General features: G+C 64.3%; 24 protein-coding genes and 2 pseudogenes. 9 read left to right on the plus strand and 17 right to left on the minus strand.

The features are described 5' to 3' along the window. Positions 1–80: 80 nt before the first annotated feature. Positions 81–566 (minus strand): DUF4142 domain-containing protein, encoded by a 486-nt coding sequence (locus tag QP181_RS04015; protein ID WP_333927685.1) that lies wholly within the window; start codon positions 564–566, stop codon positions 81–83. A 333-nt stretch (positions 567–899) separates the two neighbouring features. Further along, a complete protein-coding gene (locus tag QP181_RS04020; protein ID WP_333927686.1) occupies positions 900–1,757 on the minus strand; it encodes an oxygenase MpaB family protein in 858 nt (285 codons plus the stop codon). A 446-nt stretch (positions 1,758–2,203) separates the two neighbouring features. Here QP181_RS04020 and QP181_RS04025 point away from each other — a divergent pair, with 446 nt between their 5' ends. Continuing rightward, positions 2,204–3,391, plus strand: a complete 1,188-nt coding sequence (locus tag QP181_RS04025) for a glycosyltransferase (protein WP_333927687.1) — start codon at positions 2,204–2,206, stop codon at positions 3,389–3,391. Here QP181_RS04025 and QP181_RS04030 read toward each other — a convergent pair. Next, complete coding sequence (locus QP181_RS04030) at positions 3,339–4,196, minus strand: phosphatase PAP2 family protein (RefSeq protein WP_333927688.1); 858 nt, start codon at positions 4,194–4,196, stop codon at positions 3,339–3,341. The two genes, QP181_RS04025 and QP181_RS04030, sit on opposite strands and share 53 nt — an antisense overlap. A 309-nt stretch (positions 4,197–4,505) precedes the next feature. Between QP181_RS04030 and QP181_RS04035 the strand changes: the two genes are divergently transcribed. Continuing rightward, the gene (locus QP181_RS04035; protein WP_187504142.1) at positions 4,506–5,033 is read left to right on the plus strand and encodes a sterol desaturase family protein; all 528 of its coding nucleotides are present in this window, start codon (positions 4,506–4,508) and stop codon (positions 5,031–5,033) included. A 13-nt stretch (positions 5,034–5,046) separates the two neighbouring features. Here QP181_RS04035 and QP181_RS04040 read toward each other — a convergent pair whose 3' ends face one another. Continuing rightward, positions 5,047–5,193, minus strand: coding sequence for a hypothetical protein (locus QP181_RS04040; protein WP_333927689.1), 147 nt, complete (start codon positions 5,191–5,193; stop codon positions 5,047–5,049). Positions 5,194–5,478: 285 nt separating this feature from the next. Between QP181_RS04040 and QP181_RS04045 the strand changes: the two genes are divergently transcribed. From QP181_RS04045 to QP181_RS04055, 3 genes are read left to right on the plus strand one after another with little or no spacing between them, the layout of a single operon-like run. Next, a complete protein-coding gene (locus QP181_RS04045) occupies positions 5,479–5,676 on the plus strand; it encodes a fatty acid desaturase family protein (RefSeq protein ID WP_333927690.1) in 198 nt (65 codons plus the stop codon). Further along, entirely contained in the window at positions 5,652–5,810 is a 159-nt protein-coding gene (locus QP181_RS04050; protein ID WP_333922155.1) for a fatty acid desaturase, read from the plus strand. Before QP181_RS04045 ends, QP181_RS04050 begins: the two co-directional genes overlap by 25 nt. Beyond that, positions 5,807–6,568 carry a sterol desaturase family protein gene (locus QP181_RS04055; protein WP_333927691.1) on the plus strand — a complete coding sequence of 254 codons (762 nt, stop codon included), beginning with the start codon at positions 5,807–5,809 and terminating at the stop codon, positions 6,566–6,568. The genes QP181_RS04050 and QP181_RS04055 overlap by 4 nt, the downstream gene beginning before the upstream one ends. 40 nt (positions 6,569–6,608) lie before the next feature. Here the strand turns inward: QP181_RS04055 and QP181_RS04060 are convergent, their stop codons facing one another. The 4 genes from QP181_RS04060 to QP181_RS04075 form a co-directional block, all read right to left on the minus strand. Continuing rightward, positions 6,609–7,484 (minus strand): SDR family oxidoreductase, encoded by an 876-nt coding sequence (locus tag QP181_RS04060; RefSeq protein WP_333927692.1) that lies wholly within the window; start codon positions 7,482–7,484, stop codon positions 6,609–6,611. A 109-nt stretch (positions 7,485–7,593) separates the two neighbouring features. Continuing rightward, positions 7,594–7,731: a hypothetical protein gene (locus tag QP181_RS04065; protein ID WP_165886657.1), complete on the minus strand. Its 138-nt coding sequence runs from the start codon at positions 7,729–7,731 to the stop codon at positions 7,594–7,596. Between the two features lie 160 nt (positions 7,732–7,891). After that, positions 7,892–11,113: an efflux RND transporter permease subunit gene (locus QP181_RS04070; protein ID WP_333927693.1), complete on the minus strand. Its 3,222-nt coding sequence runs from the start codon at positions 11,111–11,113 to the stop codon at positions 7,892–7,894. Between the two features lie 3 nt (positions 11,114–11,116). Then, positions 11,117–12,205 carry an efflux RND transporter periplasmic adaptor subunit gene (locus QP181_RS04075; RefSeq protein WP_333927694.1) on the minus strand — a complete coding sequence of 363 codons (1,089 nt, stop codon included), beginning with the start codon at positions 12,203–12,205 and terminating at the stop codon, positions 11,117–11,119. Here QP181_RS04075 and QP181_RS04080 point away from each other — a divergent pair. Both QP181_RS04080 and QP181_RS04085 read left to right on the plus strand, forming a co-directional pair. Next, on the plus strand, positions 12,204–13,100 hold the full coding sequence (locus QP181_RS04080; RefSeq protein WP_333927695.1) for an alginate export family protein: 897 nt from the start codon (positions 12,204–12,206) through the stop codon (positions 13,098–13,100). The two genes, QP181_RS04075 and QP181_RS04080, sit on opposite strands and share 2 nt — an antisense overlap. Then, entirely contained in the window at positions 12,986–13,480 is a 495-nt protein-coding gene (locus QP181_RS04085) for an alginate export family protein (protein ID WP_333927696.1), read from the plus strand. Before QP181_RS04080 ends, QP181_RS04085 begins: the two co-directional genes overlap by 115 nt. Before the next feature lie 143 nt (positions 13,481–13,623). Here QP181_RS04085 and QP181_RS04090 read toward each other — a convergent pair whose 3' ends face one another. The 7 genes and pseudogenes from QP181_RS04090 to QP181_RS04120 form a co-directional block, all read right to left on the minus strand. Next, positions 13,624–13,941 (minus strand): M13-type metalloendopeptidase, encoded by a 318-nt coding sequence (locus QP181_RS04090; RefSeq protein ID WP_243693498.1) that lies wholly within the window; start codon positions 13,939–13,941, stop codon positions 13,624–13,626. 139 nt (positions 13,942–14,080) lie between these two features. Then, a complete protein-coding gene (locus QP181_RS04095) occupies positions 14,081–14,350 on the minus strand; it encodes a hypothetical protein (RefSeq protein ID WP_121884093.1) in 270 nt (89 codons plus the stop codon). Positions 14,351–14,532: 182 nt separating this feature from the next. Beyond that, entirely contained in the window at positions 14,533–16,083 is a 1,551-nt protein-coding gene (locus QP181_RS04100) for a L,D-transpeptidase family protein (RefSeq protein ID WP_333927697.1), read from the minus strand. A gap of 490 nt (positions 16,084–16,573) precedes the next feature. Next, positions 16,574–16,852, minus strand: coding sequence for a hypothetical protein (locus tag QP181_RS04105; protein WP_333927698.1), 279 nt, complete (start codon positions 16,850–16,852; stop codon positions 16,574–16,576). Between the two features lie 246 nt (positions 16,853–17,098). Beyond that, complete coding sequence (locus tag QP181_RS04110; protein ID WP_333927699.1) at positions 17,099–17,503, minus strand: LysR substrate-binding domain-containing protein; 405 nt, start codon at positions 17,501–17,503, stop codon at positions 17,099–17,101. 128 nt (positions 17,504–17,631) lie between these two features. Continuing rightward, positions 17,632–17,919: pseudogene (locus QP181_RS04115) on the minus strand (LysR family transcriptional regulator); the annotation flags it as partial. A 42-nt stretch (positions 17,920–17,961) separates the two neighbouring features. Further along, the gene (locus tag QP181_RS04120) at positions 17,962–18,354 is read right to left on the minus strand and encodes a hypothetical protein (RefSeq protein WP_333927700.1); all 393 of its coding nucleotides are present in this window, start codon (positions 18,352–18,354) and stop codon (positions 17,962–17,964) included. 9 nt (positions 18,355–18,363) lie between these two features. Between QP181_RS04120 and QP181_RS04125 the strand changes: the two are divergent. Next, positions 18,364–19,248, plus strand: a pseudogene (locus QP181_RS04125) (cellulase family glycosylhydrolase); the annotation flags it as partial. 48 nt (positions 19,249–19,296) lie between these two features. On the opposite strand, the gene QP181_RS04130 reads toward QP181_RS04125, so the two are convergent. Together QP181_RS04130 and QP181_RS04135 are read right to left on the minus strand one after the other, a co-directional pair. Next, positions 19,297–21,087 carry an IlvD/Edd family dehydratase gene (locus tag QP181_RS04130; protein ID WP_333927701.1) on the minus strand — a complete coding sequence of 597 codons (1,791 nt, stop codon included), beginning with the start codon at positions 21,085–21,087 and terminating at the stop codon, positions 19,297–19,299. 31 nt (positions 21,088–21,118) lie between these two features. Beyond that, positions 21,119–22,264: an aldose epimerase family protein gene (locus tag QP181_RS04135; RefSeq protein ID WP_333927702.1), complete on the minus strand. Its 1,146-nt coding sequence runs from the start codon at positions 22,262–22,264 to the stop codon at positions 21,119–21,121. A gap of 155 nt (positions 22,265–22,419) precedes the next feature. Here QP181_RS04135 and QP181_RS04140 point away from each other — a divergent pair, with 155 nt between their 5' ends. Beyond that, positions 22,420–23,730: a sugar MFS transporter gene (locus tag QP181_RS04140; RefSeq protein WP_333929541.1), complete on the plus strand. Its 1,311-nt coding sequence runs from the start codon at positions 22,420–22,422 to the stop codon at positions 23,728–23,730. Positions 23,731–23,736 lie beyond the last annotated feature (6 nt).

The raw sequence follows: 23,736 nt of genomic DNA on the forward strand, positions 1-23,736 counted from the left end.
TCCTGTCGATGCGCGCGGCGCCAGGTCCTGGTGCAGCGATGGCCGGCGCGCAGGTGCAATCGCCGGCCATCGCGCGTCGGTCACATCGTGGACAGCTCGGTGATGTGGGTCTGCACGACCGGCGCAATCGAGGCCGCGACCGTCTTGAGCGGCGCCGCCGTTCCGGATTGTGCATAGGTCTGGTGCAGTGTCAGCGCGCGCTGATGCGCAGACTTCTGCTGTTCGACATACAACCGGTCGCGCGCAGTCCCGGTGGCTGCGCGCAAGGCCGCGACGTTCCTGGTGCCCATAGCATCGAGCTTGGGCGGCGCAGGGTGCAGGCCAGCGCGCATTGCAGCGGCCTTCACATCCGCGGTCGACTTGGTGTGATCGGTGACCATCATCGATGCGAACGAACGCAGCTTGGGGTTCTTGGTCGAGGTGAGCAGCAAACGGCTGGACTGGATTTCATACTGATCGCCGGCACCCGCTTTCATTACATAGGTCGGCGCGGCCATCGGTGCCTGCGCGACGGCCGCGACGGTGGGCAGTGCGATCATGGCTGCGAGCGTAAGAAGCTTTGTCATGACATTCTCCTGGGGGCTGCGGCGCGTTCAACCCACCGCTACAAACCGAACCGGCACGGATGGGCAATGTTCCAGCGATCCTGGCCATCTCAATCTGGATCAATGAGTTTGCTATCTCGGCCGACATACTGCGCGAATATCGTGATCTGGTAGCTCGGTCAGGATTGGGAGGGGCAGGTCGGCCGCCTTAATTCCGCCAGGCCATTGCAATACTTCGATGCGCGGCTCGCGATAATCCGGCTCGCCCAGACCTTGCCCTTCGCCCGCGGGCCAATGACCCCAACCGCACGACCACCATGCGCTTTAGAAGCGTCCACATCCGGGTATTCGGATTCAAGTCCCGTCGAAGGCCCAGCGCAACGTTTTCGCCATTTGTCGTGCACCGGACCGGACGACCGGTTTCATAAATATCGGCGAAGCCTTCAGACAATGCATCCGACGTGCCCAGTTCGGGAGAAGGTCCACTGCCGCCTGCGCGACGATCCGTTGCAGCGGTATCGCCAGAGGGTTGCTCGGTGTCTGAGCAAGGACCAACTGCGCCACCTCGCGCGTGCGACCGTCTGCGACCAGTACCGGCTGTATGGTGCGAAGCGCCTGATGTGTGCTTGCACGGTTCCGCGGGAGAGCGTCGGCACCCAGTGCGGCGCCTATGGTGGCAAACTGGGCATAATAAAGATCCTCCTGCGCGGGTGTGAGGGGACGATCCCCATAGTGTTGCCAGGCAGCAAGGAAGGACCACGCCTCGGATATGTGGACCCACGCCAGTAAGTTTGGGTCGTCGGCCCGGTAGGACGTACCGTCAGGAAGCGTGCCGCCGATGTGCGCGTGCACCGCGCGGACTCGCGCTATCGCTGCCTCGGCCTCGGTCCGCTCACCATAGGTGGTCGCAGCGATGAACCGGGCAGTGCGCCGCAGCCGGCCGAGCATGTCGGTTCGGAAGTTCGAATGGTTCCAGACGCCTGCCAGAACTGCAGGATGCAGCATCTGAAGCAGCAGCGCGGTGACGCCGCCTACCATCATGCTGACAACATCGCCGTGCACGCGCCAGATCATCGAGCCGGTCGGAAACAGCGCATCGTCGCTGCGCGTCACCGGCTCCTCGCCGCGTGCCCGATCATTAAACAGGGTCCGTACCTGCCTTACGATGCTACTCTTGGTCTGGTCTCGGATCGATAGCGGGTTGGCGTTCATGCGGTTACGAACGCCCGAGCCCGTATTTTAGCAACGGCCGATAGTTCATCGGTATGCTCGGGTGATTTACCGCGTATCGCTAACGGAAGCGAAGCTATATCGATCGTTTTGGTGCTTCGGACCGATCCTTAACCAGCTCCGGGCCCGTTACACGCTTGGAAGTCAAGGCGCCGGTCGGCTTCGCTCGCATCAAACCTCCCTTTTAGAATTCGCCGGTCGCGGTCATTGGTGAGGCGGTACTACCTCCGAATTATTGCGCTATCGCTCTTCCCTCGCATGCTGATAGTAACCGATCGAATACGACGGCGACGGAAAGCTCCACGGCATTGACGGTCCAAAGGCGACATATCGCGATCATCGCGCCGCCAACGGCGGGCCACATCAATCCGCTAGCAGCATTGGGAACATCGCTCGTCGAAACGGGGCATAGAGTCACGATACTCCACTTGGCCGACGTCGCGTCGCTGGTGCCCGACTGTGGCGTCGGGTTTGCGGCGCTCGATCACCCCGCGGACGGTCAAGGCTTGCTGGCGGAGTATTACCGCAAGCTGGCGCAGCCATCGGGGCCTGTCGGACTACCGCGGATGATCCGCGGCACCGCATCGATGACGGAACTGCTTCTGAGGGCTCTCCCGACGGCGCTGTCGAGGCTGGGGGTCAATGCGGTCGTCGCCGACTCGGTTGAGCCAGCCGGAGCACTGGTGGCACGACATCTCCGACTGCCGTTCGTAACCGCCGTTACCGGATTGCCCTTGCTCAGGGAGCCGACGGTACCGCCACCCTTTCTCGGGTGGGCGTATCGTGCCGATGCGGTGGGGCGGAATCGCAACAGTGGCGGGTATGCAGTCAGCGACCTGTTGATGCGGCCGATCACGACGATGGTGGCGACGTATGCACGGCGTTGGGGGCTCGATCCCGACCCCCGATATCAATGGTCCGAACGATTGCAGATCGCGCAATGCCCCGGAGGCCTGGACTTTCCGCGCCTGTCCTTGCCGGAGAGCTTTCGATACGGCGGGCCTTGGCGACGAGACGAGCCCGAGGAAAACCTGCCGGACGACGACGGTCGACCGCTCATATTTTGTTCGCTGGGGTCGTTGCAGGGTGCGCGCCGATCGCTGTTCGCGGCGATGACGGCGGCCTGTTCCGCGGTGGGTGCCCGTGCCGTGGTGGCGCATGGCGGCGGGCTGAGCGACCGCGAAGCCCATTCGCTACCGGGAAACCCGTTGGTGAGGGCATTCTGGTCGCAGACCCGCATCCTGCCCCTATGTTCTGCCGCGATCCTGCATGGCGGGTTCAATACGGTGCTGGACGCGCTGGCGGCCGGTGTTCCGATCGTTGCCGTGCCGCTGGCATTCGAACAACCGGCGACGGCGGCGCGTCTGAAGCGGATCGGGGCTGCCCGCGTCGTCTCGGCTGCCGAGGCGGGCAAGGGAGGTCTCGAACCGGCGTTGCGGCTGGTGTTGCGCGATCCGGAATACCGTCGTGCGGCACGCAGCATGGCGACGGATATGGCGGCGGCAGGCGGCGCAGCCGAGGCGGCGGCGATGGTCGACGCGGCGCTCGGCCGTGAGACCGACGTCAGGCCGGCAGGGCTGACTCCACCCGATGGAACAACTGCCTTTGCCGCGTGAGGTGGCGGGCTGCAAGGAGGGCAGGCGGTGCGAGGACAAGCCCCATGATGACGTCCACCCCATAGTGACCGCCGAAGACCGGCGTCGCGACGATCGTCAGTATGGCCCATGCCCGGCCCGGTAGGGCAACCCGCGGCATCGCGCCGAATGCCCAGATGAAGATGGCGGCGAGCGTCGCGTGGAAACTGGGAAAGCTGACGATTCCCATGAGCATGGTGAGGTCGAGCACGCGTCGGGATCCGTCGCGAAGCCCGGATATCAGCCCCTGTTCCAGCCAGGCTATCGATGGCCAGAGATGCGCGTAGCGGGATGGGTCGAACAGGTTGCCCATTGCCGGGGTAAGGCCTGAGATCAATATGGTGACGAAACCGGACAGGATCGCCGCACAGACCATTATCCTCAGCGTGTCGAATTTCCCCATGCCGCTCAACGCGACGATGACGGCGATCATCTGCAAGGTGAGGCTGTGATACGCCAATCCGAGTAGCCAGATCACGGGAGTGCATGTGTCCAGCAAGGCAAGCACAACCGGCCAGTCGAAGCCGATTGCACGGTCGGCGGCGGCGAGCCGCGCGTCCCACAATTGTCCGGCATTCGCCGCTAACGCATACGCCAGCACGACGCCGAGCAGCGTAAACAGCGTCATCTGAAGAAACGCGGTCGCGCCGGCCGCAAGCCGGGGTCGCGCGGTGTACCTGCCGATCACCAGCGCGCTGCCGAGTGTCACCAGCGACGCTATCGCGGGGGCCGCGCGGATTGGATCCACCGTGAAGCGGTGATGATATTGGGCCGCGAGAAAACTCATCAGCATGGCTGCGATCAACAGCCAGGAGGGAGTGTCCCGGTGGTCGGCGCGTAAGACTCGGGCGATCATCGCGGTCGAACGCGGCTCGTCACCCTCTGGTGCCAGGGTGATGGGATTTTACCGGCACGCCTCGTCGCGAAGGCCCATGACAGCGTTCTGCAAACGGCGACGACAAAAGGCCGGCCGCAGCCGTCACCGACCCGAGATTTTGTGGCGGCGCGCCCTCGCATCGAACGCCGGTAACCGTTATGTAGGCATCATGTTGAATTCGTTGCACCCGGCCATCGTCATTTCGCGCGATCGAGCACAGTGACCTGGTTCGAGAAACTCGCGATCGTCGTCTTCATGGTGTTGTTCATGGAGTGCTTCGCGTGGGCAGCGCATCGCTATGTCATGCACGGCTGGGGCTGGGGCTGGCACAAGTCGCATCACGAAGATCATGACGGCTGGTTCGAAAAGAACGACCTCTACGCAATCGTCTTCGCGATCGTGCCGATCGTGTTGTTCGTCGTCGGGCTCTGGTGGGAACCGCTGTGGTGGGCAGCGCTCGGCATCACGGTGTACGGCGGCATCTATGCCTTCGTGCACGACATGCTCGTGCACCAGCGCGGCGGCTTTCGCTGGGTACCCAAGCAGGGGTATTTCAAGCGCCTGCTGCAAGCGCACCGCCTGCACCACGCGGTCGAGGGCAAGGACGGTACCGTCAGCCACGGCTTCCTGTTCGCGCGCAAGCCGTCGGTGTTGAAGGCGCAATTGCGCGCGAACGCCGATCCGCAGCGGCGTGCGGTACGTCCCGACAAAGCCGGAAACCTCGTCTCGGCAGACGCGAAGAAGTGAGCGGGACGGTTCGTCAATCGGAGGCCCTGAGGCACCAGACGCGTGTCGGCGTGTCGCTGTCCGCCGCGATCGTCGTGGCGTGGCTGGCGATCCACGTAACCGGCATCTTCTTCTGGCGGTGGAGCGCGGATACAATTCCCTTGGCCATCGGGATGGTCATCGTACAGACTTGGCTAAGTACCGGACTGTTCATCGTCGCGCATGATTCAATGCACGGTGCGCTGGCACCCGATCGACCACGACTGAACCGCGCGATCGGTGCGACCTGCCTGTCGCTCTATGCCTGCCTGTCCTATGCATCACTGTTGCCGCAGCATCATCTGCATCACAAGGAAACGGGAAGGGCGGGGATCCCGATTTTCACGGTGGCGATCCAAGTCTCGGCGGCTGGTTCCTGCAGTTCTTCAAGACCTATTATTCGCACGGGCAGATCATCCGGATCACCGTGGTCGCACTGATCTATACGCTGCTGCTCGGGGCACCGCTCGGCAACATCGTCATCTTCTGGGCTCTGCCGGCGCTGGGTGCGGTCGCACAGCTGTTCGTGTTCGGGACGTGGTTGCCGCACCGGGAGCGCGAGACTCCTTTGCCGATCCGCACCGCGCGCACAGCATCGATGTGGGCCCGGTCCTGTCGCTGCTGACCTGCTTCCACTTCGGCGGGTATCATCACGAGCATCATCTCTCGCCGGGAACGCCGTGGTGGGGGCTTCCGTCGCGTCGTCGTGCGCTTGCCGTGCGAGCCGCCGATCGCAGAGTCGTCGAGGATCAAGCATGACGCTCGCCATCATCCTCTCCGCCGTCGCGATGACCGTCATCGTCGGCGCTCGCTATCTCCTCGTATCAGGCGCGTTCGCGTGGATTACGGTCCGCAAGCATCCGGGGCTGTACCTCGGGCTGGACCCGCAGGTCCGCCGCGAAATCATCTGGAGCTTGGCGTCCGCGGCGCTTTACGGGATCCCGGCCGGCGTTGTCGCTTGGGGATGGCAGCATCATGGCTGGACGCAGGTGTACGCCGACATCCATGCCTATCCGCTCTGGTACCTGCCGGTCTCGGTCTTCCTGTATCTGCTGCTGCATGATGCATGGTTCTACTGGACGCACCGCTGGATGCATCGTCCCAAACCGTTCAAGCTGGCGCACGCGCTGCATCATGCCAGCCGCCCGCCGACGGCATGGGCTGCGATGGCGTTTCACCCGATAGAGGCGCTGACCGGCGCGGTGGTCATTCCGTTGCTGGTGTTCTTCGTTCCGATCCATATCGCCGCCCTCGGTATCGTGCTCACGATCATGACGGTGATGGGGGTCACGAACCACATGGGATGGGAGATCTTCCCGCGTTTCATGTGGTCGGGCCCGCTGGGAGGTTGGCTGATAACGGCCAGCCATCACCAGCGGCACCACGAACTCTATGGCTGCAACTACGGCCTGTATTTCCGCCATTGGGACAGGCTGTGCCACACCGACCGCGGTGTCGGCGATTTCACGAAAGAGCATGCGCGCGCGGCGCGTCGCGTCGAGGTGGCGAGCTCCTAGCCGTATCGATGGACGGGCACCGGGGCGCCCCTCCGTTCGATCAGTTGATCGGCACGCCACCAGTGACCGCAATCACCGCGCCGGTCATGTAGCTTCCTTCCGACGACGCCAGCAAAACATAGGCCGGCGCGAGCTCGGCAGGCTGACCCGCGCGTCCCAGGGGCGTATCCTGTCCGAGCTTCTCCAGTTCCTCCGGCGATTTCGCGATCGGCTGGATCGGCGTCCAGATCGGGCCGGGCGCCACCGCGTTGACCCGGATGCCCTTGCCGACGAGCAGGTTAGACAGCCCCACGGTCAGGCTGGATATCGCACCCTTGGTTGCGGCGTAGACGATCATGCTCTTGGTCGCGACCTTGGCCTGCTCGCTCGTGGTGTTCACGATCGCCGACCCCGGCTTCATGTGCGGCGCCGCAGCCTTGGCGAGACGGATCATGGCGAACACATTGGCGGAAAACGCGCCCTGCATCTCGTCATCGTCGATGCTGTCCAGATCCTCGTTCATCGTCTGGGCGGCGGCGTTGTTGACCAGAATATCGATCCCGCCAAGGTCACTGACGGTGCGCTCCACCAGCGTGACGCAGTGATCGCGGTCGCGAATGTCGCCCGGCAGCAATACGCATCGCCGTCCTGCCTTTTCGACCCAGGCGCGTGTATCTTCGGCATCCTCTTGCTCGACGGCGAGGTACGAGATTGCGATGTCCGCGCCTTCACGCGCGTAAGCGATGGCGATGGCCTTGCCGATGCCGGAATCACCACCGGTGATCAGCGCGACCTTACCTCGCAGCAAGCCCTTGCCGACATAGCTTTCTTCGCCGTGGTCGGGTTTGGTCGTCATGTTGGCGACAAGCCCGGGGCGCGGCTGCTGCGGTTCGCCGGGAAAGCTGGTCGGGTGGTTCGTGCGCGGATCATCGGTCATGGAAAGCGTCCTGCTATTCGGGTCGCTGGAGGAACGGTCATCCGATCGTTAAGTGCCGCCGCCATAAAAGTCCGTTGACGATGACGATCCATCGTCGAGGCCGATGCAATCAGCGGATCTCGGCACGGCGAGTGGGGGCGTGAAAATCCGCAGTCTTGTCGGCAATCCAGCGCAGGAAGCGACTGATATCCGGACGTGCTTTCAAGACATCGAGATCCGCAAACGTCGTCGCAAGGTCCTGGTTCAAATCGGCATATCCCTAAACACCCTTGGCTCTGAAAAAAATATGATGTGACTAGGGCTTGAAGAGCTGATTTCGGCTTTGCAGCAAAGATGAACAAATGGCCGAAGTTGGGGAACGGAAAACGGGTTGTGAATGTCCGAGTATGGGTCGTCGTGGTTTTCGCTTAACCAGCTTGTTCCCGATCGCGCCCGTCGCCGAAGATCATATTCTCCGAGCCCCTCCATCCGCCAAACCGAGCGTAGAGTGTCGGCAGGACGAAAAGCGTCAGCAGCGTCGCCGAGATCAGGCCGCCGATGACGACGGTCGCCAGCGGCTTCTGCACCTCGGCGCCGGCGCCGTGGCCAAGCGCCATCGGCACGAAGCCGAGGCTGGCGACGAGCGCGGTCATCGCGACGGGGCGCAATCGGGCGAGCGCGCCGTCGTGTGCGGCCCGGACCCGGTCGATGCCGCGGGCCATCATGTCGTGGATCGACGACACCATGACCAGGCCGTTGAGCACCGCGATCCCTGACAGCGCGATGAAGCCGACCGCGGCCGAGACCGAGAACGGCATGCCGCGCAGCACGAGCGCTAGCACGCCGCCGACCAGCGCGAGCGGTACGCCCGTGAACACGATCACCGCGTCGCGCACCGAGCCGAGCGCGCCGTACAGCAACAGCATGATGACCGCGAAGCACACCGGGACGACGAGGAGCAGCCGATCGCGCGCGGAGGCGAGGTTCTCGAACTGGCCACCCCATTCGACATAGGTGCCGGGCGGCATCTTCACCTGCGCGTCGATCGCGGCGCGCGCGTCGGCCACGACGCTGGCGACGTCGCGGTCGCGCACATTGGCCTGGACGACCACGCGGCGTCTGCCGTTCTCGCGGCTGATCTGGTTGGGACCGTCGACGACCGCGATATCGGCGACGGTCGACAGCGGCACGAACCCGCCGCCTGACGTCGGCACGGGCACCTGCGCCACTTGGGTCAGGTCGGAGCGCGACGCGTCGGACAGGCGGATCACGACCGGGAAGCGGCGGTCGCCCTCGAAGATCAGGCCGGCTTCGCGCCCGCCGATCGCGGCTGCCACCGTGTCCTGCACGTCGCCCGCGGTGACGCCGATCCGCGACATCGCCATGCGGTTCGGACGGATGTCGAGCATCGGCAGCCCCTCGGTCTGTTCGACGCGAACGTCGACGGCGCCCTTAGTCTTGCGCAGGACGTCGGCGATACGGTCGGCGGCGGCGTTCATGCCACCGAAGTCGTCCCCGAACACCTTGACCGCGATGTCGCCGCGCACGCCGGCGATCAGTTCGTTGAAGCGCATCTGGATCGGCTGGGTGATCTCGTACGCGTTGCCGGGCAGCGTCGAGAGCCGCTTTTCGATCCGTTCGACCAGCGCTTCCTTGGCGAGGCCGGGGTCGGGCCATTGGGCCCTCGGCTTCAGGATCACGAAGGTGTCGGTGGCGTACGGCGGCATCGGATCGCTCGCGATCTCGGAAGTGCCGGTGCGCGAGAAGGCGAACCTGACTTCGGACTGGTGCGCAAGCATCTTCTCGACCTGGAACTGCATCGCCTGGCTCTGGTCGACCGAGGTGCCGGGGATGCGGACCGCCTGGACGAGGATGTTGCCCTCGTCGAGTTGCGGCAGGAACTCCTGGCCGAGCGTGGTGAAGGCGACGCCTGCGATCGCGAGCGCGCCGACTGCGATCCCGAGCGTGACGCTCGGGCGGCGCATCGCCTTGCCGAGCCCTGGCTCGTAGCGGCGACGCAGCCAGCCGATGATGCGGCTCTCCGTCTCGTCGACCGGCCTGCTCAGCCAGATCGCGATGGCCGCGGGCACGAACGTCATCGACAGGACGAAGGCGAAGACCAGCGCGATGATGACGGTCAGCGCCATCGGTTCGAACATCTTGCCCTCGACGCCGGTGAAGGTCAGCAGCGGGGCGTAGACGAGGATGATGATCGCCTGACCATAGACCGACGGTCGGATCATCTCGCGCGCCGATGCGGCGACCAGATCCAGCCTCTCTCGAAGCGGCAGCGGTCCGTCCCTGCCATGCTGCGCCTCGCCCAGACGACGCAACGCGTTCTCGACGATGATGACGGCCCCGTCGACGATGAGCCCGAAGTCGAGCGCACCCAGACTCATCAGGTTGGCCGACACGCCTGCCTTCAGCATGCCGATGCTGGTCAGCAGCATCGTGACCGGGATCACCAGCGCCGCGATCAGCGCCGCGCGGAAATTGCCGAGCAGCACGAACAGGACGACGATGACCAGCACGGCCCCTTCGGCGAGGTTGCGGGCGACGGTCGCGATGGTCGAATTGACCAGTTCGGTGCGGTTGAGCACCGGCTTCACCACGACGTCGACGGGCAGGGCGCGGCCGATCTCCTCCAGCCGCATGCCCACGCCCGTCGACACGGTGCGGCTGTTCTCGCCGATCCGCATGACCGCGGTGCCGACGACGACCTCGTGGCCGTTTTCCGATGCCGACCCCATGCGCAGCGCCTGGCCGGTACGGACCGTGGCGATCTGGCTGAGCAGGATCGGCACGCTTTCGCGCGTCGCGACGACGGTGCGCGCGAGTTCGTCGGCGTTGCGAACGCGGCCATCGGCACGAACCGCGAGACCTTCGCCGTTGCGATCGACGATGCCCGCGCCGGCGCTCGTGTTGTTGCGCTCGAGCGCGGCGGCGAGGTCGTTCAGCGTGATCTTCATCGCCGCCATCCGCTGGATGTCGGGGACGACGAGATATTGCTTGGTGTAGCCGCCGAGGCTGTCGACGCCGGCTAGACCCGCACTGCTCTTCAGCTGCGGCGTGACGATCCAGTCCTGTACGGTGCGCAGATAGGTCGCCTTGTCGGGTTCGCTGACGAGATGGTCGCCCTCGGGCGTGATGTAGCTGCCGTCCTTCTGCAGGCCGGGCTCGCCGTTCCGGTGGTTGACCTGATCGAGCTCGCGATATTCCACCGTCCACATGAAGATGTCGCCCAAGCCGGTGGCGATGGGACCCATCTCGGGTGTCACGCCTTCCGGCAGATCGCTTTCGGCGGTCCGCAATCGTTCCGCCACCTGCGATCGCGCGAAGTAAATGTCGGTCTTCTCGTCGAAGACGGCGGTGACCTGCGCGAACCCGTTGCGGCTGAGCGAGCGGCTGTATTCGAGACCGGGGATGCCGGCGAGCGCGGTCTCGACCATGAACGCGACCTGCTTCTCGATCTGGTCGGGCGAGAGCGCGGCCGCGACGACGTTGATCTGGACCTGGTTGTTGGTGATGTCGGGGACGGCGTCGATCGGCAGTCGCTGGATGGCGAAAACGCCGGCGAGCGCGGCGGCAAGCGTCAGCAGCAGGACGAGCCAGCGCTTCTCGACGGCGAGCGTTACGATGCGGGAAAGCATGGCTTAATTCTCGTCCTTCGCCGCGCCCTTGCCGAGTTCGGCCTTGAGCGTGAACGAATTGGTGGAGGCGATGCGCTCCTCGCCGGTCAGGCCGGCGGTAACGGTGACCGCACCGCCATTCGTGCGGCCGAGCGTGACCGGCGTGGCGCGGAAGCCGGACGCCGTGCGGACGAACACGTGTGGCTTGTCGCCGATCATCTGCACAGCAGCGGAGGGCACGGCGACGCTGCGATCGCCGCTTGCGGGCAGCAGGACCGAGACGCCGACGTTCTCGCCGACACGCCATGTGCCGCCCGCATTGTCGATCGTGGCGATCACGGGGACCAGGCGCGTGGTCTCGTCGAGGATCGGCGATACGAAGGTGACGCGGCCGTCCTGACGGCGGCCGGCGGAGGTCACCTCGACGCGCGCGCCGGGCTTCACGCGTCCGGCGTCAGCGGGGACGAGCGACATAGTGACCGATACCTTGGCGAGGTTGGCGACGCGGAAAAGCTCGACGTCGGCGGCGACCTGCTGGCCGAGCGTGGCGGAGCGGGCGATCACCTGCCCGGTTATGGGCGAGCGCACCGCGATGCGATTGAGCGCTCCGCCGCCGCCGCCGGTGGCCGACAGTTGCTGCCGCGCGAGACGCAGCGCAATGCTCGCCTCGGTCGCGGCGGTTCGGGCGGCGACGAGATCCTGCTCGGGCGACACGCGCTCGGCGAAGAGCCGTTGTTCGCGGCGGAGGTTCGACTGGGCCAGCGCGGACCGCGCACTGGCAGCCTCCACTTCGGCGTTGAGCGATGCTGCCTCGCGGCTTTCGATGATCGCCAGCGTCTCGCCGCGCCCGATCGACTGACCGAGATTTCTGGTAAGCGAGACCAGCCTGCCGCCGATCGGGGCGGAGACGACCTGCACGCCCTGCGGATCGCCTTCGATCGTCGCCGGAAGCTCGATCGCGCCGGCTACACCTCCCACCGTCGGACGGGTCACCTCGATGCCGGCGTCCGCGATCTGCTGGACCGACAGAGTCGCGACTGCAGGATCGGCCGCGCTATTGCCCGTTTCGTCACGCGCTTCGGCGCTGGCATTGGTCGCCTGTTGGCGCAGCATGCGCGATCCCGCCAAGCGCAACGACATTTTCGACAGCCTGAAGTACATCCCCATAGGATCGAACGACGTGTACCTGACCCTGTCGGGCGAACTGCGCGCGCGCGTGAACTACTTCTCTAACCCGCAAGGCCGCAAGTCCGAGCATCAACGCCAGGACAGCTACCGCATCTTCCTCGGCGCCGACCTCCATCTGGGCGAACATTTCCGCGCATACGGCGAACTCGCGCGCGGGCATATGGATGGCAAGAACATTGGCTCGCCCTCGGGCACGTTGTCGAACAAGCTGCTCGTTCAGCAAGCGTTCGTCGATGGCACGTGGCAAGTCGGCCAGACCGACGTCGGCGCCCGCATCGGCCGGCAGGTGTTCATCGACGGCTCGAACCTGCTGCTGGCGAACCGCGACAACAACACGGTGCAGACCAGCCTGACCGGCGTGCGGGCTTGGGCGCGCGGATCGACGCTGCGAGCAGACGTGTTCGATCTCTACTACACGACCTATGGCAACGGCGGCATCGGCGACGATCCCATCGACTGGGGCCGCCGATTCAGCGGCGTCACGGCGGGTATCGTCCTCCCGAAGCATCTGTTCGGTGGTTCGAAGCTGTATCTCGATCCGTTCGTCTGGCGTCTGCGCAACCGGGAGACGACATGGGGAGCCGAGACCGCGGGCGAAGAGCGAACCTATGTCGGCGCGCATCTCTGGGGGGAGGCGGGGCCGGTCACGATCGACTGGACCGCCAACCATCAGGGCGGCAGCTATGGCGGCCGTGGTCTCAATGCGTGGCAGGTCCTGCTGGCCGGCACGTATCGCCTCGGCAAAGCCAACACCGCGCCGCGCCTCGGCCTCCACTTCGACTATGCGACGGGGGAGGCGTCGATGGGCAGGGCAAGCTGAAGACCGCCTTCGCGCCCTACGGCAACAACGTCTACTACAGCTATCTGGGCTATCTGACCCCGACCAACCTCATCGCCATCGCGCCCAGCCTGACCGTCTCGCCTGCCATGACGGTCCGCGTGACGGGCGAGTACCAGTTCACCTGGCGCGAGACGACGAGCGATGCGGTCTATCGATCGAACGGCACGCCCTTTGTCGGTACGGCAGAGACCGGCGGTCGACGGACCGTCGACGTCGCCCGGCTACAAGCGATCTGGACTGTCAGTCCTCGCCTGTCGCTGACCGGACGGTTGGAACACGCTTTCGCCAAAAGTGGGCTGGAGACTGCGGGTTACCGGGACTTGTCTTACGCGGCTCTATGGGCAAGTTTTCGATTTTAAGAGGCCTCGGGACGCGTGTCTCAAACCGCTTTAAAGCACATTAACGAACGGCCGAAGTTGGGGGCCGGAAAGGGCGATCTGGATGTGCACAAGTGGGTCTTCGCGCGGATGAGTAGCGCTGGCGGACGAATAGGGGCAGCAAGTCACCTCAATCCTGAACTCCCCATTTGCCGCCCGGCGTAGATATCTGGCGGATGACACTGTAGCCAGATCCGTACGCGGTCGGCCGGCGCGAGATACTGCCTCTGGCTAGCATCGATCCTCCACCCGGCGTACCAAGCATCCACGTTGCGTAGCGGGTTCACCGCGTGGATCTGGCCCCGCGAGTGCGGGGAGCTGACCAGTTGCTGTCGGAGCGACTCGTTCCGCAACAGCGTCAGCCAAACCTGTCCCCAACCAAGGAAGAAGCGCCAAGCGCCGGTGAAGTCGCCACGTTCGGGGGCAGCCTTTCGATCATGCATGGTGCATCGGAGGACTACAGCTGCCAACAGCCCTGGAGCTTACTCCAAGACGCAAGAAGGGCATCCGAGTCGCCTCGAATGCCCTAATTTTGCAAGCCGCTTGGGAGCAACCTGCCTGCAGCTCTAAGCGCTTAGTCGCTTAGATGCCATTCGAAAGATTGGTATCCGGATCGTTGGTGCGCATGTCTTCCGCCTGATTCTGGCCTGTGGCGCGCACTGCGTCGGCCTTGTTCTCCAGGCTCGCTTCAGCTGCTTCGTTGCCCGTGGCGTCGGCCGCGTCTTCGAGGTTATCGGCGACGGCTTCAGTGTTCGACTCGATCTTATCGGCCGCCTGCTCGCGCGGGCTGGAATTGCAGGCTGCGAGCGAGAGCAGACCGGTAACGACGGCGACAGCAAAAACTTTCTTCATGATCAACCCTTTTTGTGGCGCGGTACGGATACACGACGGCGGTTGGAATTCAACGCCGATCCGCTTGGTGGGGTATGGCTGCCCAGCGGCCAGCAATGCTTTGTCTAAGCGATCCCTCAATAGGCAGGAACCAGTGGCCAAACCCATGCGCTCGCGTTCGCGGGCAAGGGGAAGGGTTGTGACTAAGGGCCGATGTCGATCGCCTGCGCTTCCGCCCGGCGCGCCGACGACTTGGCAAAACCCAGTTGCTCAGCGATTGGATCGTTCCATCCGTACGGGTCGGTGCGGAAGGCTATCGCCCCGTCGGCGCCGACATAGACATTGTGATAGAGCAGCCGGACCGGAATACGACGCGGCAACGGCACGAAGGTCATCTCGCCCGTCGCCTGCGCGGCCTGCCAGGCGTCCGCGACGCCCTCGTCCTCGGCGAGCATCTGCGCGAAGCCGAGCGCGTCCTCGACGCGGACGCAGCCATGGCTGAGATGGCGCTGGCTGCGCTCGAACAGGGCTGGTGCCGAGGTGTCGTGCAGGTAGATCGCCTGGTTGTTGGCCATGTCGAACTTGACGAGGCCGAGCGCATTGTCGGGCCCCGGCTGCTGAACGATCCATCCGTCACGCAGCACCATGTTGTGCGCCTGCAGATACGCGTCGTCGACATTCGCCATTTCGCCGTTCTGGATCGATTTCGGCACGGTCCAGGTCGGATTGGCGACCAGCCTGAAGATCGGCGATGCGAGCGCCGGGGTCTCGTGCCCGGGTTCTCCGACCACGACCTTTCGCTCGTCCGCCACCGTGCCGTCGCGGTAATAGCGCAACTGTGACGCCGCAGTGTTGACGTCGATCCGCGTGGCCGATGGCGTGCGTTCGAGCCAGCGTCGGCGTTCCAGCGCAACGCCCAGCGCGCGGGCGCGATCGCCGGCGCCCAGGTTGAGCACCTTCAGCGTCTCGGGGCCGACGACGCCGTCGGCAGCAATCCCGTAATCGGTTTGCAATCCCTTCAGCGCGTCCGCCAGCGTCTGCGTGTAGAGCGCCGACATGGGGGAAGGCGCGAGTTGCAACGGCTCGGTCGCTAAACCGGAGGGTGCCAGATAGCCGCTTTGCGTCAGCTGATCGGCGATGGCCGCTACCCGCGGGTCTCGATCGCCGACACGGATCAGGCCACCGGTGATCGGCTGGACTGGTCCGGCCGCGGCCGCAGCCTGACTGAAGCGGAGATAGGCGTCGGACAAAGCCCGGTATTCTGCGTCCTGCGGTGCCAGCGACGCCAGCCACTCGGTGAGTTTACCGGTCGCAAGGGCGACGCCGAGGCCGGCCGTTACGTCGGTTTTCGGCCGGGGCAGGGTATAGACTTCGTGCAACGAGGCAGGATCGATGCGTCCTCTTGCCAACGCTTCGGCATAGGAGAGGGCGGCGCGCGACCGCGCTACGTCGGCGACGGCGGGGCTTGCATCCATTGCGTCCGCGGCGGCGAAGGCCAGGTGGTCGAGACCGTGCCGGCCGCGGTCGGCGAGCGCGGACTGGAATGCCGTGATGCTCTGCTTGGACCACAAAGCTCGCCATTTCGACTTGGTGTACAACGTCCGAAGTCTGGGGTCCGTCACTTCGGCCTTGTCGATCGCAATCGCGATGGGGTCTGGACGGGTTACGGCGTCGATCGGAACGACCTGAGCGTGCGCCGCTCCGTGGGTAAGCAGGATCAGCAGCGGGACCGTGGATTGGTACAATGTCTTCAAGCGCATCCCGATCTAACGAGCCAGTCGGCAATGTGGACCAGCACGACGGCCGGTGGCAGCATAAATGTGCCGTTCGGCTTGCTATCGGTGGTCTAAAATCGATCGCCGTCGCTGCTCTTGAAGGCGTCGGCCCGGCCTGTTTCACTCGCAGATCGCGCCGTGGCGTCGGCCATGCGCAACGCCCGTCAATCACCCTCGAAAGTCAGCGCCTCGTCGCTGCGCGCCGCGGCGTATTTCATCTGACGGTGCGCAATTGCGGCGACTATAGCGGGGGTACGCATCGCCAGGCTCTCGAGGGTCGTCCCAATTCCCGCCATCAATGCGGCCCCGTCGGCAACGGTTTGCCTACATGAACAAACGGGCGAAGTTGGGGAACGACAAGCCGACCCCCAGCGTCCGACTATGGGTCGGCGCGAACGTCAACTGACCCGGTAATCATAGGATCCGCCTACCGCTATGGCGAAGCCGTGCGATACCCCAAAATGGGCAATCACCGTTCGGTACTCTTGATGTCTGTAATTTCGTTGTTCGAAAGACCAGCGCCTTCCTCGTGCAGGAAGTGCAAGAGTTCGCCAACTTCTTTCGGTCCAAACGTTAGGGCAAGGCCATCCATACGAATGGATATGGCTTTCTGTCTATCTGTGGACAGACCGGCGATAATTTCAACGCAGTCTTCCAGCGTTCCTTGTCCTAGCGCGTCTGAGGTCACGTCACCAGACGCATCGACCGAATAAATCGTCGCCGGCTCACTCAAGGGGTATGTCGTCATCGCGTTTCCTGACCAGTCGGTGTCGATAGGAGAACGCGCTGGGGTTCATATCGGGCGCACTGACACTCGCCGTCACAGCCTTCTGATACCTGACAGTCGTCTAGTGGCAAAGCCGCAAGCGAACCTGAACAAGTGTCGGGTCTTGGGGCGTGACTCGGGGGGATTCAATGTCGCTTTATGGGTCGTCGCTTCGTTATTAAGGGCCGGGCTTCAGACGCCTTGAATGCTTGGTGTTGAACAGGCGCGTCAGCCGAGTGGTTTTAGTTCACCTGCAATCGTCAGCAGCGCGCGCAAACCCGCGGGTAACTGTCGTCGTCCGGAATAGTAAAGGTAGAAGCCCGGCCCGGTCGCCACCCACTCGGTTAGCACAAGGCGCAGGGTGCCGTGTGCGACATGCTTGGCGAACAGGGCTTCAAGACCGAACGTCAGCCCCGCGCCGTTCAAAGCCATTGCCAGCGTTGATCGGCTATCGTCGGCAGTCATCGCGCTTTTGATAGGCATATCAAAGTCCCCGTCAGGCCCCTCGAATTCCCACCGGTAGATACTGTCGTCCCCAAGACGCACTCCAAGACACCGGTGATGCTTCAGCTCGTTTGGGTGCGTTGGTGTGCCATGTTCTTCGAGGTAACTGGGAGAGCTGCGACAACCCATCGGAGGTCAGTTGAAAGTCGCTGCGCGATCATGTCTTCGGGGACGGTGCCGCCATACCGAACGCCTGCGTCGAATCCTCGCCGACGACATCGACGATGCGATTGCTCGATACCAGATCGACCTCAATATCAGGGTGACGGCGAGACAGTTCGGCAAGCAGGACCAAGCACCAGCGTTACCGCATCAACCACGGCGTTGATGCGGATTTTCCCGCCAGGAGAGGCGCGGAGGTGATCGAGGTTCTCCAACGCGGAGCCGATGTCGGCAAATGACCCGGAGACCGACTGCTCCAGCGCCTTTCCAGCCGACGTCAACGTTACGGATCGGTTGGTCCGGTTGATCAGTCGGACACCCGCGCGCTCTTCGAAACTTTTGAGGGCATGGCTGACCATGGAGGCAGACACGCCAAGCTCGAGGCCGGCCCGACGCGAGAATAAGGGAGCGGAACATCAGGGGCCTCACAGGTTGAGCGAGAAGGAGAGCCCGGCGTTGCGGCCAGATTGCGAATAGGCGTCGCGGACGACCGAGGTCGAGGTCAGTCCGCGAACGTCGCTCCACCAGAAATACTTCTTGTCGGTGATGTTGAAGATCCCCGCGCGCAGCGTCGCATGATCCATCACGCGCAGCGACGCGGTGGCGTCGAGGATCCAGAACCCCGATGGCGTGAAGCAACTGGTGGCTGCGGTGTTGCAGCTGTTGTTGGTATCGCCGACCTTCTTGCCCGCCGAATGCGTCGCGATGACCTCTGCGCGGAACGGTCCGGCCTCGGGTTGGTAGAAGATGCCGGCAACGACCTTGACGGGTTCGATGCTGTCGAGCGGCTGCGTACCGGCGACACCGGTCGTCCGCATCGTGCCCTTGAGGATCCGGAAGGCTTCAAGCAGCGGATCGACGCGTTCCTGACGATGGCCAGGGCGCGCAAGATCAAGCCGTTGTTCGTGCTGTTCGATAGTTGTTGGGATCCCGATCCGAAACTCGGGCCACAGCATCCGCCGATCCCCGGTGTGCATAATTCGGGCTGGGTGCAGGGCCCCGGCATGCCGGGCCTGCGCGATCGCACGCGCTATCCCGGCTACAAGGCCTATGTGCAGGGCGTGATCGGCGCGTTCGCGAACGACGACCGGATTCTCGGCTGGGACGTCTGGAACGAGCCCGACAATGGCGCCGATCAATATAAGGGGCAGGAGGGCAAGGAGCCGCTGGTCCGCGCGCTGCTGGCGCAGGTGTTCGACTGGGCACGCGATGCCGATCCGTCGCAGCCGCTCACCTCCGGGGTGTGGATCGGCGACGACTGGACGCCGGGCGGCAAGACGTCGCCGATGGAAAAGCTCCAGCTCGCGCAATCGGACGTGGTCACGTTCCACGACTATAGCTGGCCCGAGACGTTCGAGCGGCGGATCAAGCAGTTGCTCGCCTATAATCGTCCGGTGATCTGCACCGAGTATATGGCGCGCGGCAACGGCTCGACCTTCGATGGATCGCTGCCGATCGGCAAGCGCTACAATGTCGGGATGATCAACTGGGGGTTCGTCGATGGGAAGACGCAGACGCGGCTACCCTGGGATAGCTGGCAGAAACCGTACGTCCTGGCCGAGCCGACGATCTGGTTTCACGAGGTGTTCCGGAACGACGGCACGCCGTATCGGCAGGCCGAGACCGATCTGATCCGGCGAATGAGTGCAGCGCCGAAGGGCGTCGTACCGGTGGCGCCGTCCGATAGTCCGGCCGTACGTCGCCAGCGGTAGGCGGCGTGCAGCATCGCTATCCCATGGGATAGCGATGCTGCATACGTCCTAGTGATTGTCGCGCGGTAGGCCCATCGTCTGCGCGATCCGCTGATACTTCTCGGCGCCTTCGAGGATCGCGCCGGTCTCCATCTGGCCAACCGTGGCGCGCTGGATTTCCTGCCAGGGCGTCTGCGAGCGCGGGAAGGTGTAGCCGCCCGCCTCGGTCAGCGCTCGGCGGCGCTCGGCCAGGTCCTCGTCGGAGATCAGCACGTTGGCCGATCCCTTGGCGAGATCGATGCGAACCCGGTCACCGGTCCGGATCAGCGCGAGACCACCCATCGCCGCCGCCTCCGGCGAGGCGTTGAGGATCGAGGGCGACCCCGACGTGCCCGACTGACGCCCATCCCCAATGCAGGGGAGGGCATGGATGCCCTCACGGATAAGATACGCCGGAGGCCGCATGTTGACGACCTCGGCGGCACCCGGATAGCCGATCGGGCCGGCGCCGCGCATGAACAGCAGCGTGTCGGTGGTGATCCCGAGCGACGGATCGTCGATCCGGTGGTGGTAATCCTCGGGGCCGTCGAACACGACCGCAGGGCCTTCGAACGCCTCGGGATCGTCCGGGTTGGACAGATAGCGCGCGCGGAACTCCGGCGAGATCACGCTGGTCTTCATGATCGCGCTGTCGAACAGATTGCCGCGCAACACGATGAACCCGGCATCTTCCAGCAACGGCGTCGCGAACGGGCGGATAACGCGCTCGTCCTCGATCGTCGCGGTCCGGCAATTGTCGCCGATCGACTGGCCGTTCGCGGTCATCGCGTCTTCGTGGATCAGGCCCTGCTTCATCAGCTCGGCAACCACCGCGGGCACGCCGCCGGCATGATAATAGTCCTCGCCGAGATACTCGCCGGCGGGCTGCAGGTTGACCATCAGCGGCACCTTGTGGCCGTGCGTCTGCCAGTCGTCGATCGGCAGGTCGACGCCGATGTGGCGCGCGATCGCGGCGAGATGGATCGGTGCGTTGGTCGAACCGCCGATCGCCGAATTGACGACGATCGCGTTGTGGAATGCTTCCTTGGTGAGGATATCGGACGGCTTCAGATCTTCCGAAACCATGTCGACGATGCGCTTGCCGGTCCTGTACGCGACCTCCTGACGGTCGCGGTACGGCGCGGGGATAGCGGCCGAACCGGGCAGCTGCATGCCGAGCGCCTCGGCGAGCGAATTCATCGTCGTCGCGGTGCCCATGGTGTTGCAATAGCCAGTCGACGGCGCCGACGAGGCGACGAGCTTGATGAATCCCTCATCGTCGATCGCGCCGGTCGCGAGCAGCTCGCGCGCCTTCCACACGATCGTCCCCGACCCGGTCCGCTCGCCCTTGTGCCAGCCGTTGAGCATCGGGCCCACGGAGAGCGCGATGGCGGGGATGTTGACGGTTGCCGCCGCCATCAGGCAGGCGGGCGTCGTCTTGTCGCAGCCGATCGTCAGCACGACGCCGTCGAGCGGATAGCCGTAGAGCACCTCGACCAGCGCCAGATAGGCGAGGTTGCGGTCGAGCCCGGCGGTCGGCCGCTTGCCGGTTTCCTGGATCGGGTGGACGGGAAATTCGAGTGCGATCCCGCCGGCTTCACGGATGCCTTCGCGCAGGCGTTCGGCGAGCACGAGGTGGTGGCGGTTGCACGGGCTCAGGTCGCTGCCGGTCTGTGCGATGCCGATGATCGGCTTGCCCGAGCGCAGTTCCTCAAGGCTCAGTCCGAAGTTCAGATAGCGCTCGAGATAGAGCGCGGTCATGTCGATATTCTCGGGGTTGTCGAACCACGCGCGGCTTCGGAGTTTTGGTGTGTCGGTCATCGAGAGGCTTTCTGGGAAGTCGGGGCCGGTATCAGCGGGCGACGGAAACGCGGTAGATCATGCGGTGGTGATAGGGCTTGCCCGGATCGACGCGCGCCGAGCCGAATGCGGGCTGGTTGGGCGTGTCGGGAAACTTCTGCGGTTCGAGCGCGATGCCATCGCCCATCCGGTAGACATGGCCGGATTTGCCGACCAGCGACCCGTCGAGGAAATTGCCCGAATAAAATTGCACGCCGGGCTCGGTCGTCAGCACTTCGAGCACGCGACCTGACGCTGGATCTTCTACGCGAGCGGCGAGGCCGGGCTCTGGCGTCGCACCCTTATCGAGCACGAAATTATGGTCCCAGCCGTGGCCGATCACGATCTGCGGATCGCGGCCGTCGCGAATGCCGTCGGACAGCGCGCGGCCTTTAGTAAAGTCGAATACGGTGCCTGCAACCGGCTTCATTTCGCCGGTCGGGATCAGCGTCGCATTGACGGGCGTGTAGCGCCGCGCTGGGATCGTCAGCCGCTGGCCGTAGATCCCGGTCGCCGAACCTTCGCCGGCCAGATCGAACAGCGCGTGGTTGGTCATGTTAACGATCGTCGGTGCGTCGCTGGTCGCGTCGAAGTCGATCGTCAGCGCGCCCTTGTCGTCGAGCGCATAGGTGACCTTGGCCACCAACGTGCCGGGGTAGCCCTGGTCGCCCGCCGGGCTGGTCAGCGTCATCACGACCTTCGCCTGCGCGCCATTGGTGACCGACACGATCTTCCAGATGTGCTTGTCGAACCCGACCGTGCCGCCGTGCAACGTGTTGGTCTTGTCGTTGAGCGTGATCTGATAGGGCTTGCCGTCGAGTGTGAAGCGACCGCCGGCGATGCGGTTGGCATAGCGGCCGATTGTCTGGCCCCAGAAATTGGGTGCGGTGACGTAGCTTGCGGCATCGTCGTAGCCGAGCGTGATGTCGGCGGTCCTGCCGTTGCGATCGGGTGCGTTCAACGACTGGAGCGTCGCGCCGAGCGTCATGATCCGCGCGCTGACACCATTGGTGCCGGTCAGCGTGACGGCTTCGATCGCGGTGCCGTTGGGTAATTTGCCGAACGATTCGCGCTTGGCGGAGGCCGCCTGCACGGCCTGCGTCGACAACGCCGTCAGTACGGCCGCCACGATGATCCCCGTTTTTTCGATTGCGCGCATTTCGGTTCCCGTCCTTAATCGCTCGACGCCGTTGACGCGCCTTGTTCGGCTATATAGTCGGACAATATATTTCTGAGCAAGCCATGCGGTAAAAGACTGTCGTTCAGTCGCAGACATGGCACGGAGGGTGAGCGATTATGGCGATGCCGATACAGATGCGACGGCCCGTCGAGGACGAAGCGACACAGGGTCCGCCGGTGGGCAGCCCCAGTTATCGCTCTGCGCTGACCCTGCTCGCCAGCCTGTTCTTCATGTGGGGCTTCATCACCGTCATCAATAACACGCTGCTGCCGCACCTGCGCAGCGTGTTCGACCTCAGCTATACGCAGACCACGCTGATCGAGAGCGTCTGGTTCATCGCCTATTTCTTCGCGTCGATCCCGTCGGCTAAGCTGATCGAGCGGGTCGGCTATCAACGCGCGATGGTGTTCGGGTTGGGGCTGATGGCGGTCGGCGCGCTGATGATGGTGCCTGCCGCGCGACTGCCAAGCTACGGTGTGACGCTCTTCGCGCTGTTCGTGATCGCCAGCGGCATCACCTTGCTGCAGGTCGCCGCCAATCCCTATGTCGCGGTCGTCGGCCCGCCCGAGACCGCGTCGTCGCGACTCAACCTCGTGCAGGCGTTCAACTCGGCGGGCGCGACGCTGGCGCCGCTGTTCGGCGGCTATTTGATCCTCGGGCGTTCGACGTCGGGGACCGCGGTTGCCGGATCGACCGCGGTGCTGACGCCGGCCGAGCGGCTTGCCGATGCACAGTCGGTGGTGTTGCCGTACCTGATCGTTGCAGGCGTGCTGGTGGTTCTCGCGATCGTGATCGCGCGTTTCCCGCTGCCGGCGATGGGCACCGCGACGCAGCGCTCGGCGAAGGCCGACCGCAAGGGCCTGTCGCTCTGGTCGCACCGCAACCTCGTGCTCGGCATCCCGGCGATCTTCATCTACCTGATCGCCGAGATCGGTGTCGCCAATCTCTTCATCAACTTCGTCAGCCAGCCGCAGATCGGCAATCTGACGCACGAGCAGGCCTCGCACTATCTGTTCATCCTGTGGGGCGGGATGATGGTCGGTCGGCTGATCGGCAGCGTCGTGATGCGGACGATACCCGCCGAACGCGTGCTGGCAGTGGCGAGCATCGGTGCATTCGTCGTCATGCTGATCGCGACCTTCACCACCGGGCATGTCGCGATGTGGGCGCTGATCTCGGTCGGGCTGTTCCACTCGATCATGTTCCCGACGATCTTCACGCTCGGCATCCGCGGGCTGGGGCCGCTGACCGAGGAAGGGTCGGGGCTGCTGATCATGGCGATCGCGGGCGGCGCGTTGGTGATCGTCCAGGGCTGGCTCGCCGATACCTACGGATTGCAGATCTCGTTCCTGCTGACCGCGGCGTGCGAACTCTACATCCTGTTCTACGCGGTGTGGGGCTCGCGCGTGACCGACGCGCTGCCCGATCCTGTCGCCGTTCCCTAAAGTGTG

Source organism: Sphingomonas sp. LR55, from assembly GCF_036856015.1.
Classification (GTDB): Bacteria; Pseudomonadota; Alphaproteobacteria; order Sphingomonadales; family Sphingomonadaceae; genus Sphingomonas.

Excerpts from the sequence above, each read along its gene's own strand:
- QP181_RS04130 (WP_333927701.1), bottom strand. The coding sequence starts at position 21,087 with ATGACCGACACACCAAAACTCCGAAGCCGCGCGTGGTTCGACAACCCC.
- QP181_RS04120 (WP_333927700.1), bottom strand. The coding sequence starts at position 18,354 with ATGCGGACGACCGGTGTCGCCGGTACGCAGCCGCTCGACAGCATCGAA.
- QP181_RS04080 (WP_333927695.1), top strand. The coding sequence starts at position 12,204 with ATGCGCGATCCCGCCAAGCGCAACGACATTTTCGACAGCCTGAAGTAC.
- QP181_RS04040 (WP_333927689.1), bottom strand. The coding sequence starts at position 5,193 with ATGACCATCCCGATGGCCAAGGGAATTGTATCCGCGCTCCACCGCCAG.
- QP181_RS04110 (WP_333927699.1), bottom strand. The coding sequence starts at position 17,503 with ATGGGTTGTCGCAGCTCTCCCAGTTACCTCGAAGAACATGGCACACCA.
- QP181_RS04030 (WP_333927688.1), bottom strand. The coding sequence starts at position 4,196 with ATGAGTTTTCTCGCGGCCCAATATCATCACCGCTTCACGGTGGATCCA.
- QP181_RS04135 (WP_333927702.1), bottom strand. The coding sequence starts at position 22,264 with ATGCGCGCAATCGAAAAAACGGGGATCATCGTGGCGGCCGTACTGACG.
- QP181_RS04140 (WP_333929541.1), top strand. The coding sequence starts at position 22,420 with ATGCGACGGCCCGTCGAGGACGAAGCGACACAGGGTCCGCCGGTGGGC.
- QP181_RS04105 (WP_333927698.1), bottom strand. The coding sequence starts at position 16,852 with ATGACGACATACCCCTTGAGTGAGCCGGCGACGATTTATTCGGTCGAT.
- QP181_RS04090 (WP_243693498.1), bottom strand. The coding sequence starts at position 13,941 with ATGCATGATCGAAAGGCTGCCCCCGAACGTGGCGACTTCACCGGCGCT.
- QP181_RS04075 (WP_333927694.1), bottom strand. The coding sequence starts at position 12,205 with ATGCTGCGCCAACAGGCGACCAATGCCAGCGCCGAAGCGCGTGACGAA.
- QP181_RS04015 (WP_333927685.1), bottom strand. The coding sequence starts at position 566 with ATGACAAAGCTTCTTACGCTCGCAGCCATGATCGCACTGCCCACCGTC.
- QP181_RS04020 (WP_333927686.1), bottom strand. The coding sequence starts at position 1,757 with ATGAACGCCAACCCGCTATCGATCCGAGACCAGACCAAGAGTAGCATC.
- QP181_RS04060 (WP_333927692.1), bottom strand. The coding sequence starts at position 7,484 with ATGACCGATGATCCGCGCACGAACCACCCGACCAGCTTTCCCGGCGAA.
- QP181_RS04070 (WP_333927693.1), bottom strand. The coding sequence starts at position 11,113 with ATGCTTTCCCGCATCGTAACGCTCGCCGTCGAGAAGCGCTGGCTCGTC.
- QP181_RS04055 (WP_333927691.1), top strand. The coding sequence starts at position 5,807 with ATGACGCTCGCCATCATCCTCTCCGCCGTCGCGATGACCGTCATCGTC.
- QP181_RS04095 (WP_121884093.1), bottom strand. The coding sequence starts at position 14,350 with ATGAAGAAAGTTTTTGCTGTCGCCGTCGTTACCGGTCTGCTCTCGCTC.